This window comes from Streptomyces sp. NPDC026500 (genome assembly GCF_055567635.1).
Map to the genome: position 1 here is coordinate 206,367 of NZ_JBVHQB010000010.1, position 15,316 is coordinate 221,682.

Here is a 15,316-nt window from a genome sequence, read left to right on the forward strand (position 1 = left end):
GTATCCGAAGAGGGCTTCGGTCTGGGCGTTGACGAGTCTGATGGTTCCGGTGTCGTCGACGATCACCATGGCGTCCGGCGCCGCCTCCAGCAGCCCACGGAACCTTTCCTCCGCCCCCGCCGGCGCGCGGTCAAGCGGTTTGCCGCCGCACTGGCACTGCCGTGGGTCCGCCGCATCTGCGGGCCGCGTTGAAGTCTCTTTGACAAAGTCGCCCATGCCTGCCCCAGGTGTGCCGCTTACCGTGAACGGCCCATCTCAGCGCAACAGGACCGGGCGCACGGTTACATGTCGTTAACTGGCCCTACCGAGCTCGAACCTGTCCTAGGCGGCACATTCCCTGGTCGGTTGCCCGTGTCATTGTCGTCACCGACCGACGGATCCGGGCCCGCTTCGCGCGGGCCCGGACCCCGAGCCGTCGGATCTGCTACGGAACCAGGTCCACGTCCGCGGCACGCACGAACTCCACCCGGTGCCCGAACTGGATCTCGTAGTACATGTCCGTACCGATCACGACCCTGTGCGGTGTCGTGTCGAAGGTCGGCGCGTAGAAGTACTCGCCGGGAACCTTGTCACCGGCCGCGTACCGCTGGCCCGCGAGAATCTTGTACGGCAGCGGCGAGACGGCCTGGACGGGCACGCCCGCCGGGTACGCCTCCTTCTCCGGGTACGCCCTTCCGTATACGGGGATCTGTGCCAGCCCCTCCTTGGGTGTCACGACGGGTCCCGACGCCCTCACCGCCGTCGGCTGCGTCCTCGGGTTCTTGAACCAGGCCTTCTGGCCCAGGTACCAGATCGCGGTCCAGTCGCCGTCCCGTCCGGCGAGCGCGTACCGCTGCCCGGTGGAGACGCGCGAGGCGACGTCGTTCACGCCGGTCGTCGAGGCGTCGCCCTTCGGGTAAAGGCCGATGTCCTGGATCAGCGGCGAGCTCTCGTCCGGCTGGGAGTACAGCCGTACCTCACTGGAGCCGTGCGCGGCGCAGGGCTCGCCCTTGGTGACGCAGCCCGTGTACACCGGCTGGTTCTCGTCGAAGTCGGGCAGGACGGTCACCAGGCCGCCGCCCTTGCGGAGCGAACGGTGGAACGGGTGCCCGAGCAGAGTGAAATAGTGCTGCCAGTCCCAGTACGGGCCCGGGTCCGTGTGCATGCCCGGAATGGTGGAGGTCGTGGGGCCCGGTACGTTGTCGTGCCCCAGGATGTGCTGCCGGTCCAGCGGGATGTCGTACTTCCGGGAGAGGTACCTCACCAGGCGGGCGGAGGCGCGATACATCTCCTCCGTGTACCAGGCGTCGGGCGCGGTGAGGAAGCCCTCGTGCTCCAGGCCGATCGACTTCGCGTTGATGTACCAGTTGCCCGCGTGCCAGGCCACGTCCTTGGCCTTCACGTGCTGGGCGATGTGCCCGTCGGTCGAGCGCAGGGTGTAGTTCCACGACACATAGGTCGGGTCCTGGACAAGGTTCAGCACACCGTCCCAGGTGCCTTCCGTGTCATGGATGACGATGTACTTGATGCTCTGCGACGTGGGCCGGTCGCCCAGGTCGTGGTTGCCGTAGTCCCCCTCGCCGAACTCCTCGTACGGGGCCGGGATCCACTCGCAGGACACCGTCCTCGGGCATTCCGTGCCGTCGGCGGAGGCCGTCCGCAGTCCCGCGCCGCGGAGCTGGGCGGTGTCGGGGCTCAGCCGGGGCTGAGCGGCGAGCGTGACCTGCTGGCCGGCGTCCGTGGTGCGCTGTTCGCCGGCGCGCATCACGTCGTACGCGTCGTCGGCGTAGGTCGCCGCGGTGGTGCTGTCGTCCGCTCCCGAGAAGCGCGCCACCGCTCCGTACCAGTCGCCGGCGTCGTCGCTCAGGGGCTCGCCGAGGTCCCGCTGCGCCGCTGCGAGGAGGGCGGCGCCACCCGCGACGTTTGCCGCCGCGTCGGTGCGCAGCCGCTCCGCGGGCAGGCCGGTGAGGTCGGCGGCCTTCGTCAACGTCTTGAGACGGGCGGGGAGTTGGGAGTTCGTGGGCGCCGACGTGTCGGGCAGGAGGGCGGAGCGCGAGCTGTCGCCGCGGGCGTCCTCCGTGCCGTCACTGTGATGCGGGGTCCCGGCGATCGCAGTCCGGGCGTCGGTCAGGTGCATGGGACCGTAGCCGCCGGTGACGCTCGGGGCACCGGCGTGCGCGTCCCAGCGGGACTGCAGATAGGAGACGGCGAGCAGCACACTCTGCGGAACGTGGTACTCGGTGGCCGCGGCGGCGAAGGCCCGCTGCAACTGGGCGGCGGGCACCTCCTCGGCGGAGTTCGAAGGAGCCGCGCCGAGCAGCGGCAGAAGCAGCGCCGCCGAGGCGACGGCTCCCGCTGACCTGCGCGCGCGTCTGTGCCCGGTGGTGCCCTTGGGTTCGGTGGCGGACCAGTGCAATGCAGCCTCCTGGGACGGTCGAGCGCGGTGGGGCGTGCGAGGGCCGAACGCGTCAGTGCTACCGGCTCTCCGACGATCCGTCAATCATGCCCGGAGGCAGGCGATTTCCCATGTCAGCGCGGGGTGAAGGGGTTTCGTGGCGGCGGCCTCCCGGCCTGCGGGGCGTCAATGGCATGGACCAATGCCCCGAACGGCGGGCCACACAAGAGGGAGGCCCACGGTGCGCCAGTACCTGGGCGTCACCGTGGACCTCCGTCCCCCTTCAGCGAGTGCCGACCGCCGCTCGAACGGCCCGACGGGCCATCTGGCAGTCGTCGTGCAGCCGCCTGAGCAGCAGCCGCTGTTCCTCGCCGGACGGCACAGCAGCGGGGTGGGCCGGGCCCGCTGCTGCCGGGGCCGCGTCGTGCAGGGAACGCTGCACGGCCGTCTCGTACGTACGGATCTCGCGGGTCAGGACGATCATCAGGTTCACCAGAAAGGCGTCCCGTGCCGCCGGGCCGGCCGACTGCGCGAGCTGGCTGATCTGACGGCGCGCCACGGGAGCGTCGCCGAGGACCGCCCACAGCGTCGCCAGGTCGTAGCCCGGCAGATACCAGCCCGCGTGCTCCCAGTCCACCAGCACTGGACCGGCCGGTGAGAGGAGGATGTTCGACAGGAGGGCGTCGCCGTGGCAGAACTGACCCATGCCCTGGCGGCCGGACGAAGCCGCGATGCCGTGCACGAGCTTCTGCAGATCGCCCATGTCCCGGTCCGTGAGCAGCCCCAGATCGTGGAAGCGGGAGATCCGTTCCGCGTAGTCCAGCGGGGCGTTGAAGGTCCCCGCCGGCGGCCGCCACGCGTTCAGCCGGCAGATGGCGCTGAGCGCGGCGCGGATGTCCGCGCGCGGCGGGGCCTCGAGCGGGTGGCGCTGGAGCGCGGCCACGCGGCCCGGCATGCGCTCGATCACCAGCGTGCAGTTGTCCGGATCCGCCGCGATCAGCCGGGGCACCCGCACGGGCGGGCGGTGCCGGACGAACAGACGGTATGCAGCTATTTCGTGCCGGATCCGCTCGGCCCAGACGGGGGAGTGGTCCAGTAAACACTTGGCTACGGCCGTGCTGCGTCCCGTCGTGCCGACGAGGAGCACGGAGCGTCCGCTGCGCCGCAGCACCTGGACCGGAGCGAACTCCGGACAGATCCGGTGCACCGACGCGAGCGCCGTGCGCAGCTGGGCGCCCTGAGGGCCGGACAAGTCGAGTCTCCCGCTGAGCGGTTGGGTGCCGAGCCCCGGCACGCGCCGCGTCCGGCCGGCTCCGAGCACGGGGGCCGCCTGACGCGCGGGGTCGAGGTAAGGGCCGCTGCCCACCGGGCGGGAGTGCAACGACCGGGGCGGAGCGGACACGGAGGACGATGCTGTGTACATGGGCGAAACAGATCCCTTCGTGTGCCTGCAAGTTGCCGCGCTGCCCGCCCCGGCCGCCTGGTTCATCCTGGGGAATGTCCCTGGCAACCGGGTCGGGGTGGCGCGTTCCTACCTGACACCCGACGTCCACTGGCACACCATCTGGCGCACCCTGGCGAACCCTGGCGAATAGTCGCTCAGCAACTGACAGGCGGTTACTGTCGAAATCAGCCGAGAACCTGGGGGCTTGACGTGAACGGACAACCCAACACCCGTCTGTCGGACCTGTTCGGCCTGGCCGGCTGGTCCAAGGGCGAACTCGCGAGGCTGGTCAATCGGCAGGCGGCGGCCATGGGCCACCCCCAGCTGGCGACCGACACCTCGCGGGTGCGTCGGTGGATCGACATGGGAGAGATCCCGCGCGATCCGGTGCCGCGGGTGCTGGCGGCTCTGTTCACCGAGCGTCTCGGCCGTGTCGTGACCATCGAGGACCTCGGTCTGGTCAGGCACGGGCGTACGGGGAAACGGCAGGGCGGCGGGAGTGTGGAACATCCCGACGGTGTGCCGTGGGCGCCCGAGCGGACTGCCGCGGTCCTCACCGAATTCACGGGAATGGACCTCATGCTCAACCGACGCGGCTTGGTGGGCGCGGGTGCCGCGCTCGCCGCGGGATCCGCACTCAGCACTGCCATGCACGACTGGCTGCACACCGATCCGGCCCTGACGGCCGACGCTCCGCAGTTCGAAGACCCCCTGCACGCCGACTCCGCCGGGTTCGACCGCTACGAGGCCGCCCCCATCGGGTCGCAGGAGATCGAGGAACTGGAGCGCTCCGTCGAGGTGTTCCGGGCCTGGGACGCGGCCCGCGGCGGCGGGCTGCAACGCAAGGCCGTGGTGGGCCAGCTCAACGAAGTGGGAGGCATGCTCTCCTACCGGCACCCCGACCATCTCCAGCGGCGCCTGTGGGGCGTCGCCGCCAACCTCGCCGTCCTCGCGGGCTGGATGTCGCACGACGTCGGCCTGGAGCCCACGGCTCAGAAGTACTTCGTCATCGCCGCCCACGCGGCCCGGGAGGGCGGCGACCGGCCCCGCGCCGGGGAGGCGCTCTCCCGAGCGGCTCGCCAGATGGTGCACCTGGGCCGGCCCGACGACGCACTCGACCTCATGAAGCTCGCCAAGTCCGGTTCGGGTGAAGAGGTGCTGCCCCGCACCCAGGCGATGCTGCGCACCATCGAGGCCTGGGCGCAGGCGTCCATGGGCAAGGGCCAGGCCATGCGGCGCACCCTCGGTGTGGCGGAGGACCTGTTCGTCTCCGACCGCGGTGACGTACCCCCGCCCAGCTGGATGCAGTTGTTCGACGAGGCCGACATGCACGGCATGCAGGCTCTCGCCTACCGCACCCTCGCCGAGCACGAGCCGGCCGCCGCGGCAACCGCGCAGCGTCACGCCAAGGAGGCGCTGAAGCTACGGGAGTCGGGCCGGGAGCGGTCGAAGATCTTCGACCACATCTCCCTCGCGTCGGCCTGCTTCATCGCCGACGATCCCGAACAGGCCGACCGCTACGCGCGACTGGCCTTGACGTCGATGGGTTCCAACTCCTCCCATCGCACCTGGGACCGGTTGCGCGAGATGTACCGGCTCACCGGGCAGTACTCCAGCTATCCGAAGATCAGCGATCTGCGTGAGGAGATCAAACTCGCGCTGCCGAAGGGTTCGTTGAAGCCCAGGCGCGGCAACAGCGCGCGGGTGTAAGGGGCCCGCTCCTGCATCCCCGCGTGCGGGTCGGAGTCCGGGGCGGGTCGCGCTGCGACGTGCCGCGGTGGCTCGGCTGACAAGGACGTCAGCCGTCAGGGGCCGATGCCGATCCGGGCCGACTCTCCGTCCCGTCCGACCCCGGTGTCATCGGTTTCCGGGTCATCGGTTTCCCCGGTGACGTCAGCGTCAGCGTGATCGGCGTCAGGATCCGATCCGGGCGACGAGTACGCAGGCGTCGTCCTCGCGTTCGGTCTCGCCGAATTCCTCCACAACCATCCGTACACAGTCCTGGGCCGTACGGGCCTCGCCGAAGCGCGGGGCCAGGCCGAGCAGCCTCTGGACGGCCACTGTTTCTCCCCGGCTCCCGGCTTCGCCCGGGTCCGGAGAACCCGATCGCCGGGGCACCAGTCCCTCGGTGCGCAGGAGCAGCAGGTCGCCCACGCGGAGGCTCTCCTCGGCCTGCCCGTAGACGGCACCGGAGGTGGCTCCCAGCAGTACGCCGTCCGGTGCGGCCAGCGCACGCCCCGTCCCGTCGCGGAACAGCAACGGGGCGGGGTGTCCTGCCTGCGCCCAGCTGAGGGTGCGGGTCGCGGGCAGATAGCGGCAGCAGACGGCACTGCCCAGCGCGGGTTGGACGGTGGTGTCGATCAACTGATTGAGCCAGGAAAGGAGTTGACCCGGCTGGGTGCCCGCCACCGCCATGCCGCGCAGGGCGCCGAGCAGCATCGCCATTCCCGAGGTCACGGTGACCCCGTGGCCTGTGAGGTCGCCGACGCTCAACAGGGTTTCCCCGTCGGGGAGTTCGAGTGCGTCGTACCAGTTGCCGCCGATCAGCGCACTCGTCGAGGACGGCAGATAGTGGGCGGCCACGTCCAGCGCCCGGGGGCCCTGGCGCGGGAACCGCAGCGAGCCGCGCCAGGGGGGCAGCACAGCCTCCTGGAGCTCGACCGCGAGCCGGTGCTCGGTCTGTGCGACGTGCTGCTGACGCTGGAGCGATTCACGGGTCTCGCCCACCGTCCGCTGGCTGAGGCGCAGTTCGCTGACATCGCGCAGCACGGCCCACATCGAGGCGGTGCTGCCGTCCGTGTCGAGCACGGGCTCGCCCATCATGTGCACGGTCCGCACTCCGCCGTCGGGGCGCATGATGCGGAACTCCCCGTCGATGGGCTTGGCGTCGATGAGGCAGTCGGTGACCATCGTCGTCAGCATCGGCCGGTCGTCGTCGAGGACCAGGGAGGGCAGTTCGTCGAGGGTGAGCGGGGGAGCGGCGGCGTCGCGGCCCAGGATCTGGTAGAGCTCGCCCGACCAGCTGGCCTCGTCCGTCAACAGGTTCCACTCGGCGCTGCCGACCCGGCTCAGCAGTGAGCCGTGCGGGGATGCGGCCGGCGCGGTCCGGGCGGTGGGCGCGGCGGGGTTGGCCGCGGGCCAGCCGGGCGCGGCCTGCGGTCCGTCCCGCAGCTGGGCCAAGTGCTCGTCCAGATCGCGCAGTTGATGCAGTGCCAGATTGCACAGCGCGCGCTGCCAGCGCCCCTGAGCGTCCTCGACGTCGGCGGGTGCCTCACGCCGTACGGCGTCCACCTCACCGCGCAGGCGCCGCGTCTGCGAGATGAGCGCGTCGACCGTGCCGCGCCGGGGCGGCTGAGCGGCGGGGCGGTCCGCAGAGAGATGGGGTGGCATGACGTACTCCGATGCGGGGACGGTACGACCTAGGCTGACGGAAGGACCGTTACGACTGTCGCACAGCCCACGACGCGCTGTAAGGGATATGGCAACACCCGATACGGTCGTGCTTCTGGTATATGCCGCAGTCCTCCCGGAGCGGGCGACTGGTCCCGATGCGGTAGGCGTCGTTCGGGGGCAAGTCGTAGACACCGTACGCGACTTGAGGGTCGGACCATGGACCCGTGCAGGTCTCTCATTCTGCTGTTCGAGGGGCGTTTGTGCGAGCCCCTTGTCGAGGGTTCGTCTCCGTCTCAGAGCGAGCGCACGAAGTCCGTCACCTCGGCCTCGTAGAGAAAGGACGGATCGATGCCCATCGAGGCGAAATTGCCCTCGATCTCCAGGGCGACCATGCCGTGCAGATGGGCCCACAGCATCGTGGAGCGCGCGGCGACCGCTTCCGGCACGCCCTCGAAACCGTGCCGCTCCTGCCACTCCCGGAACTGCGCCGCCGCGCCGTCCGGGACCCGCGCGCCCGGATCGGCCAGGGAGCTCACCGCCTCCAGGAGCACGGTCATGGCGGGCTGCGAGGCCTCGACCAGGCTCGCGGACTGGGCGTCGTAGCCCTGGAGCGGGGCCCGGAAGAGCAGGCGGTAGCGGTGCGGCTCGGCCAGCGCCCAGGCCCGGTAGGCCCGGCCCAGCTCGGTCAGCCGGGTGACGGCGTCCGTCGTGCCGGCCTCGGCGGTGCGCGAGAGGGCCGACGCCAGGTCCCCGTAGGCGTCGATGACGAGTTCGGTCAGCAGGCTGTCGCGGTTGGCGAAGTAGCGGTAGAGCGCGGGCCCCGTCATGCCCAGCTGCTTGGCGATCGCGTTGAGCGACAGCCCTTCCGGGCCGCCCTCGGCCAGCTGGCGCAGCGCCGCCGTCTTCACTTCCTGGCGTACCTGTGCGCGGAACCGGTCGCGCGGGCCCGTCCCGGTTCGGGTCTCAGCGGCCACGTCATCGCCTCTTCGTCTCGGGGTGCGGGTCTCGGGCGGGCTGCCCGGCTCCTCATGCTTTTCGGTGGACGGAGCGCGGAGAAGTGCACTTAGTTAGATACTATCACGGTCGCGATAGGGAGTAACGAGCGTCGGTGAGCCGTACCGAGCGGCCGCGGGCGAGCGCCAAGGGGTGGCCATAGGATCCGGACGGGCAGGTTCGACCGCTGTTCACCCGCCCTCACCGCACCCGTACGACCCCTGACGGTCGCCCCGGGCACGCTTGCCTGCGGCGTGCCGCAGGGGCACTCCAGTTGACCAGGGCGGGCGAATGACACCGATCAGCCGAAGAGGCTTCGTTGGGTTCGGCGCATCCGTGGCGGCGGGAGCCGCGCTGGGCGTCGGCTCGCGTCCAGCGGCTGCCGCGGCCACCGCGGCAACGGCGACCGGCACGATCTCGGATGTACAGCACGTCGTCATCCTCATGCAGGAGAACCGCAGTTTCGACCACTACTTCGGGCGCCTCAAGGGCGTCCGTGGCTTCGACGACCGCAGCGGCGTCACGCTGTCCGGCGGGTACTCGGTCTTCAACCAGCCGAACGGCGTGGGCAGGCAGTACCCGTGGAAGCTCAGCTCCACGCCCGCGGCGGGCGGCAAGGACGGCGAGACCCTCGCCCAGTGCAGCGGCGACCTTCCGCACTCCTGGTCCTCGCAGCACTCCGCCTGGAACAAGGGGCGGCTCGACAACTGGGTCTCGGGCGTCGGCAACACACGGTCGCTCGGCTACCTCGACCGTTCCGACATCCCGTTCCACTACGCGCTCGCCGACAACTACACCATCTGCGACGCCTACTTCTGCTCCACACTCAGCGCCACCGGACCCAACCGCACCTTCCTGTGGAGCGGCAAGGTCGACGGCGCCAGCTACGACGGCGGCGAGGAGTCCGGGCTGACCTGGCAGAACTACGCCGAGGCGCTCCAGGCGGCCGGTGTGAGCTGGAAGGTCTACCAGAACGCCCAGGACAACTACGGCGACAACGGCTGCGCCTACTTCAAGAAGTTCGCCGCCGCCAAGGCCGGCGACCCGCTGTACGACCGCGGCATGGCCTCCGTCCCCAAGGTCACGGGCTCCACGCCCGACGACATCGCGGCCGCCATCAAGGCCGACGTCGTAGCCGGCACCCTGCCCCAGGTGTCCTGGGTGGTCGCCAACCAGGCCTTCTCGGAGCACCCGTACGCCCCGCCCGGCGACGGCGCCCACTTCGTCGACCTGGTGTACAAGGCGCTCGCCGCCGACGCGAACGTCTTCGACTCCACCGTCCTGTTCCTCAACTACGACGAGAACGACGGCTTCTTCGACCCTGTGCCGCCGCCCGCCCCGCCCGCCGGGACCGCGGGGGAGTACCTGAACGGCGTTCCGTACGGCCTCGGTTTCCGGGTCCCGATGCTCGTCGTCTCGCCCTGGACGCGCGGTGGCTGGGTCTCCTCGGAGGTCTTCGACCACACCTCGGTCCTGCGCTTCCTGGAGACGTGGACCAGCGCCCTGGGCCAGCCCGCGGCCTGCCCGAACATCAGTGCCTGGCGGCGCAGGGTCACCGGTGACCTGACCGGTGTCTTCGACTTCGCGCACCCCGTTCACGGCACCGCCGCGCTGCCCGCCACGAGCGTGATCGGGTACGCCACCTGCGGCCCGCTGCCCAACCCCGTGCCCACCACCAACGCGCTGCCCGTCCAGGAGCCCGGCACCCGGCCCGCCCGCGCGCTGCCGTACCAGCCCAACGGCTACCTGGACCACCTGGAGTTCGGCGTGAGCGGCGGGATCCTCGCCTGGTTCACCATGGCCAACCAGGGTGCCCCGGCCAAGAGGGCGGCGCACTTCTCCATCCACCCGAACGCCTACCGGGACACCGTGCCCTGGCAGTACACGGTCGACGCGGGCGCCACCGCCTCCGACTCCTTCAACATCGGCTCGGGCTACGGCGACGGCAAGTACGACTTCTCGATGACCGGCCCCAACCGCTTCCTGCGCCGCTTCAAGGGAGACGCGACGAAGGAGGGCAAGTCGGCCGAGGTCGGCGTGCGGTACGCGACCGAGCCCGGCACCGGAAAGACGGCCGTCTACTTCAGGATGACCAACTCCTCCGCCTCCCCGGTGACGTTCACCGTCACCTCGAACCACTACCGCTCCGACGGTCCCTGGACGTACACCGCCGCCGCGGGCGGCTCGACGGAGGACTACTTCAACGCGGTGGCGTACCAGGACGGCTGGTACGACTTCACGATCACGATCAGCTCCGACGCGAGCTGGTCGCGCCGGTTCACCGGGCACCTCGAGACGGGTGCCGCGAGCGTCAGCGGTTGATCAGGCGTAGAGGTCCGGGCGCGGGGCCAGTTCGACGGTCACCCGGCCGCCGTTCTCCAGCGCCCGGACTCCCGCCTCGGCGACCGCGGACGCCGCGTACCCGTCCCAGACGCCGGGTCCGGTGACCCGGCCGGCCCGGGTGGCGTCCACCCATGCCTGGACCTCACGGTCGTAGGCGTCGGCGAAGCGGACGAGATAGTCCTGCGCGACTTCCTCGTGCCTGCCTCCCGCCGTCGTCACGGCCATGCCGCGCTCGTCCCCGATGCGCGCGGTCCCCGACTCGCAGACCGCCTCGCACCCCACCTGGTACCCGAACCCGGAGTTCACGAAGACCTCGACGTCGACCAGGGCGCCGCCGGCGGTCTCGAACACGATGAACTGGGGATCGATCAGGCCCTCGGGGGCGTTCGCGGACGGCTGGGGGCGCAGCACGGTCACCGCCGTGAGCTCCTGGCCCAGGAGCCAGCGCGCCGCGTCGATCTCGTGCGAGACGGAACTGTTGACCAGCATCGCGGAGGTGAAGCCGGGCGGCGAGGCGACATTGCGGTGCGTGCAGTGCAGCATCAACGGGCGGCCCAGCCGGCGGCTGTCCAGCAGGGACTTGAGGCGCTGGTACTCGGCGTCGTACCGGCGCATGAATCCGACCTGCGCCAGCCGCCGCCCGAGCCGTACCTCCGCCGCCACCACCCGCAGCGCCCCCTCCGACTCCGGCACCAGCGGCTTCTCGCACAGCACAGGCAAGCCGCGCGCGAAGGCGGCGAGCAGGGCTTCCTCGTGCGCGGGACCCGGGGACGCGATCAGTACGGCTCCCACGCCGGGCGCGTCGAGTGCGGCCGCCGCCTCGGCGTGCACCGACACGCCGTCGATGCCGGCCACCGCCTCCTCGGCGCGACCGGTATCGGGATCCGCCACGGCGGCGACCCTGGCCCCGCTCACCACCCGGTCTATGCGGCGTACATGGTCGGCTCCCATGTGTCCGGCACCCAGTACCGCCACACCCAACAGCTCACTCACGCGGTGCGCACCTCTCCGCCGACAGCTCGGACCATTCCGTCCCTGTGATCCGATTCTCGGCCGCCGAGATCAGTAACGCAGCACCCCGGCAGAACCCTTTATCGGGCATTCAGGGTAATTGGTAGTCAATGCCGCTCACGTTTCTGAGCGCACTTGCGACGCCCGCCGGAATTGACGCGGGCACGTGCTCGAGGTGGTCACGCGTCTCAAGGTCCTGGCGGTAATAGTCCGCTGGATACCACCCGGACGGTGGCCAGTGGGATGCCATGCGGACCGTGAGGGATTCCCATGCCGCGAGTCTGCGACGCTCAGAAGGAGTCCGGATCGGCGGCGGTCCAGTCCGCCGCCCAGGACGTGGGCGGCTCGGCGAGCAGCACTCCCGGGGCCAGCCACTCGTAGAGTTCCGCGTACGACCGTACGGCCGTGGGGCCGACGCGCCGCAGCAGCCGGTGGGGCGTGAGGTCGCCCGGATCCCGTACGCCCATCGCGGCCATGATCCGGCTCGCGCTGTGAACGGTGGCCCGCTGATAGCGGTGCACGCGCTCGGACTTGTCGGCCACGTCCAGCGCGCGGGCCCGGCCGGGGTCCTGGGTGGCCACGCCCACCGGACAGGTGTTGGTGTGGCAGCGCTGGGCCTGGAGGCAGCCGACGGCGAACATCATCGCGCGGGCCGCGTTGGTGTAGTCGGCGCCCTGGAGGAGGCGTTTGACGATGTCCGAGCCGGTGGCGACCTTGCCGCTCGCCCCGATCCGCACGTGGTCGCGCAGCCCGGTGCCGACCAGCGCGTTGTGCACTGTGATCAGGCCCTCGGTCAAAGGCGCGCCGATGCCGCCGCCGAACTCCGCGGGCGCGGCCCCGGTGCCGCCCTCCGAACCGTCGACCACGATGAAGTCGGGCGTCACGCCCTCGGCGAGCATGGCCTTGCAGACGGCCAGGAACTGACGGCGCGAGCCGACGCAGAGCTTGAAGCCGGTCGGCTTGCCGCCCGCCAACTCCCGCATCCGGGCGAGGAACAACACCAGTTCCCGCGGGGTCGAGAACACCCGGTGGTAGGGCGGCGACACCACGGTCCGACCCTCGGGGACATCGCGCGCCCGTGCGATCTCGGCGCTCACCTTGGCCCCGGGCAGGACCCCGCCGAACCTCGGGTCCGCGCCCTGGGAGAGCTTCAGCGACACGCACTTCACCTCGGGCAGCGCGGCCTTGTCCGCGAACTCCCGCGCCTCGAAGTCCCCTTCGGAGGTGCGGCAGCCGAAGTACCCCGTGCCGATCTCCCAGACAAGGTCGCCGCCGCCCCGCAGATGGTAGTCCGAGAGCCCACCCTCGCCGGTGTCGTGCGCGAAACCCCCCAGCGCCGCACCCCTGTTGAGCGCCATGATCGCGTTCGCCGACAGGGCTCCGAAACTCATCGCGGAGACATTGAGCAGCGCCATGTCGTAGGGCTGGGTGCAGTCGGAGCCGCCGACGCGGACGACCGGCGGCTCGTCCGGCACCTCCACCGGACGCATCGACGGCTCCAGGAACTCGTGGCCGTCCGCGTACACGTCACGCTGGGTGCCGAACGGCTCCTCGACGTCGGCGCCCTTGGCGCGCTCGTACACGAGGGCCCGCACCCGGCGGTCGTAGGGCCGTCCGTCATGGTTCCCCTCGACGAGGTACCGCTGGAGCTTCGGGCGCAGCGCCTCCAGGAGAAGGCGGAGATGGCCGGAGAGGGGATGGTTCCGCAGCACGGAGTGACGTCGCTGCCCCAGGTCCCAGCCGCCGAGCAAGGTCAGCGCCAGCAGCGGGACCGCCGCGCACCACCACCACGCCGAGACGCCGCGGACGAGGACGAGCGCCCCGGCCGCACCGAGGGCGACGAGCAGCAGTGGGAGCATCCGGCGCACACCATGAGTCAACCCCATGGGGACGAAAGCCGCCGGTCGGGACACCGGCGGATCACGCGGGCCACGAAGCGTTCCGTCCGGCGGGCTCCGGCGGGGCCGTGACATCGGCGTCGCCGACGAGGACACGGGAGACGCGGTCGACGGAGCGGGACGCCTCGGCCGTTCGGGGAGGGGCTCTCCGGACCCGGTGGGTGAGACGGTCGACCGCGTGGCCGCCGGCGCCACGCCCCTTGTCTCGCTGCGGTCGGCGGTCGGCGGTCACGCGTCAGCCGGAGGTCGCCGGTCAGTAGGTGTCCGTGTCCTCCGGGCCGCAGGAGCTTCCGTTGGCCGGCAGTGACCCGTACAGCAGGAAGTCGTCGACCTTTTCGTGCACGCACTTCGAGGACGCGTACCCGGTGTGCCCCTCCCCCTTGTTGTCGAGCACCACGGCGGAGGAGCCGAGGCGCTCGGCGGTCTCCACGGTCCAGCGGTAGGGGGTCGCCGGGTCCCCCCGGGTGCCGACGAGCAGCATCTTCGCAGTGGGTACGTCGCGGACCTTGTCGCGTATGTAGTCGGTGCCCTTCGGGCGGCCGTAGCACATCAGCACCTGGGCGAGACGGTACTGGCCGAAGACGGGCGACGCCTCCTGGTACGCGGCACGCAGCCCGTCGATCTGCCGGGTGACCTGATCCGCGCTGGGCCGGTCGGGGTCGTCGGCGCAGTTGATGGCCATCAGGGCGGCGGGGAGATTGTCGAGGGGGATGTCCTCGTCGTCGACCAGCCCGCCGTTCTGCTTCGGCCGCTGCCGGGCGGGCGTGGAGGTGTCGGGCAGGGAGGCGCCGCCGTTCAGCTGGGTGAGTCCGTGGGTGTCGCCGTCCTGGACCAGCAGGTTGAGGGCCTGTTCGAGGACGGGCCACATCGCCTTGCTGTAGAGCGCCTGGCTGATCGCCCCCACCAGGTCCTGTCCGGTGAAGTCCTGCCCGAAGTCCGACGGCACCGGCTCCTCGTCGAGCGACTTGACGAGCTGGACCACCTGCTCGCCGGCGCTGCGCTGATCCTGTCCGAACGGGCAGGCCATGTTCTTCGCGCACCAGGTGATGAAGTCGTCGAGCGCGGTCTGCTGTCCCTCGGCACCTATGAGGCCCTGCTCGGCGATCGGCTCGGTGAGGGTGTCGACACCGTCGAGCACCATTCGCCCCGTCTTCTTGGGGAACTGGGCCGCGTACACCGCGCCGAGCCGCGTCCCGTACGAGAAGCCGAGGTAGTTGAGCTTCTTGTCGCCGAGTGCCTGGCGCATCACGTCCAGGTCGCGGGAGGCGTTGACCGTGCCGATGTGGGGCAGGACGGCGCCGGAGTGCTCGGCGCAGGTGTCGGCGGCCTTCTTGACCGCCTTGAGCGCCGCCTGCACGTCGGTATCGCCCATCGTCGCCCCGAAGATCGCGTCCACACCGTCGCCGCAACTGACGGGCGAGGACCGGCCGACGCCACGGGGGTCGAAGGTCACCACGTCATAGCCGTTCGTCAGCCCCATGAAGTCCTTGCCGCCCGCGGCGAGCTCGGGAATTCCAGCACCGCCGGGGCCGCCGAAGTTCAACAGCACCGAACCCCGTGACTGGCCCGTCGCCCGGTAGCGGGCCAGGGCCAGGTCGAGCGTGCCGTGGTCCGGCCTCGCGTAGTCCAGCGGGACGGTGACCTTGCCGCACTGCAGGTCTTCGGGCATGCCGTCCCCCTTGCAGGCCGCCCACGCGACCTTCTGGCCGTAGAAGCGGGACAGGTCGGGCCCGTCGTCGGCGGTCGCCGCCATCGGCAGACCCGCCGCCAGCAGGGTCAGCGTCGCGGTGGCGGCTCCCACGACCGCGAAGCGTTGGTGCATGGACAGCATGCCTGCCTCCAGGGTCGCCCTGCGGTGGA

At 70.7% G+C, this 15,316-nt stretch carries 11 protein-coding genes; 3 read left to right on the forward strand and 8 right to left on the reverse strand.

Features of this window, described 5'->3' with window-relative positions:
* The 3 genes from ACZ4N5_RS20305 to ACZ4N5_RS20315 all read right to left on the reverse strand — a co-directional run.
* Positions 1–216: PAS domain-containing protein (locus ACZ4N5_RS20305; RefSeq protein ID WP_467758444.1), on the reverse strand; the 216-nt coding region annotated here is incomplete at its 3' end.
* 208 nt (positions 217–424) lie between these two features.
* Entirely contained in the window at positions 425–2,395 is a 1,971-nt protein-coding gene (locus ACZ4N5_RS20310; RefSeq protein ID WP_467758445.1) for an N-acetylmuramoyl-L-alanine amidase, read from the reverse strand.
* 262 nt (positions 2,396–2,657) lie between these two features.
* A complete protein-coding gene (locus ACZ4N5_RS20315; protein ID WP_467758446.1) occupies positions 2,658–3,797 on the reverse strand; it encodes an aminoglycoside phosphotransferase family protein in 1,140 nt (379 codons plus the stop codon).
* Here ACZ4N5_RS20315 and ACZ4N5_RS20320 point away from each other — a divergent pair.
* The gene (locus tag ACZ4N5_RS20320) at positions 3,796–3,969 is read left to right on the forward strand and encodes a hypothetical protein (RefSeq protein ID WP_158997174.1); all 174 of its coding nucleotides are present in this window, start codon (positions 3,796–3,798) and stop codon (positions 3,967–3,969) included. The two genes, ACZ4N5_RS20315 and ACZ4N5_RS20320, sit on opposite strands and share 2 nt — an antisense overlap.
* Positions 3,970–4,028: 59 nt before the next feature.
* On the forward strand, positions 4,029–5,528 hold the full coding sequence (locus ACZ4N5_RS20325) for a DNA-binding protein NsdB (RefSeq protein ID WP_467758447.1): 1,500 nt from the start codon (positions 4,029–4,031) through the stop codon (positions 5,526–5,528).
* Positions 5,529–5,732: 204 nt separating this feature from the next.
* Here the strand turns inward: ACZ4N5_RS20325 and ACZ4N5_RS20330 are convergent, their stop codons facing one another.
* Entirely contained in the window at positions 5,733–7,208 is a 1,476-nt protein-coding gene (locus ACZ4N5_RS20330) for a PP2C family protein-serine/threonine phosphatase (RefSeq protein WP_467758448.1), read from the reverse strand.
* Positions 7,209–7,504: 296 nt separating this feature from the next.
* Positions 7,505–8,185 carry a TetR/AcrR family transcriptional regulator gene (locus tag ACZ4N5_RS20335; protein ID WP_467758449.1) on the reverse strand — a complete coding sequence of 227 codons (681 nt, stop codon included), beginning with the start codon at positions 8,183–8,185 and terminating at the stop codon, positions 7,505–7,507.
* Between the two features lie 310 nt (positions 8,186–8,495).
* Between ACZ4N5_RS20335 and ACZ4N5_RS20340 the strand changes: the two genes are divergently transcribed.
* Entirely contained in the window at positions 8,496–10,526 is a 2,031-nt protein-coding gene (locus ACZ4N5_RS20340) for a phosphocholine-specific phospholipase C (protein WP_467758450.1), read from the forward strand.
* Here ACZ4N5_RS20340 and ACZ4N5_RS20345 read toward each other — a convergent pair whose 3' ends face one another.
* The 3 genes from ACZ4N5_RS20345 to ACZ4N5_RS20355 form a co-directional block, all read right to left on the reverse strand.
* Positions 10,527–11,540: a Gfo/Idh/MocA family protein gene (locus ACZ4N5_RS20345; protein ID WP_467758451.1), complete on the reverse strand. Its 1,014-nt coding sequence runs from the start codon at positions 11,538–11,540 to the stop codon at positions 10,527–10,529.
* Positions 11,541–11,848: 308 nt separating this feature from the next.
* Positions 11,849–13,417, reverse strand: a complete 1,569-nt coding sequence (locus tag ACZ4N5_RS20350) for an FMN-binding glutamate synthase family protein (RefSeq protein WP_467758452.1) — start codon at positions 13,415–13,417, stop codon at positions 11,849–11,851.
* 292 nt (positions 13,418–13,709) lie between these two features.
* Positions 13,710–15,287, reverse strand: a complete 1,578-nt coding sequence (locus ACZ4N5_RS20355) for an alpha/beta hydrolase (RefSeq protein ID WP_467758453.1) — start codon at positions 15,285–15,287, stop codon at positions 13,710–13,712.
* Between the last annotated feature and the right edge of the window lie 29 nt (positions 15,288–15,316).

Excerpts from the sequence above, each read along its gene's own strand:
- ACZ4N5_RS20320 (WP_158997174.1), top strand. The coding sequence starts at position 3,796 with ATGGGCGAAACAGATCCCTTCGTGTGCCTGCAAGTTGCCGCGCTGCCC.
- ACZ4N5_RS20315 (WP_467758446.1), bottom strand. The coding sequence starts at position 3,797 with ATGTACACAGCATCGTCCTCCGTGTCCGCTCCGCCCCGGTCGTTGCAC.
- ACZ4N5_RS20330 (WP_467758448.1), bottom strand. The coding sequence starts at position 7,208 with ATGCCACCCCATCTCTCTGCGGACCGCCCCGCCGCTCAGCCGCCCCGG.
- ACZ4N5_RS20340 (WP_467758450.1), top strand. The coding sequence starts at position 8,496 with ATGACACCGATCAGCCGAAGAGGCTTCGTTGGGTTCGGCGCATCCGTG.
- ACZ4N5_RS20350 (WP_467758452.1), bottom strand. The coding sequence starts at position 13,417 with ATGCTCCCACTGCTGCTCGTCGCCCTCGGTGCGGCCGGGGCGCTCGTC.
- ACZ4N5_RS20355 (WP_467758453.1), bottom strand. The coding sequence starts at position 15,287 with ATGCTGTCCATGCACCAACGCTTCGCGGTCGTGGGAGCCGCCACCGCG.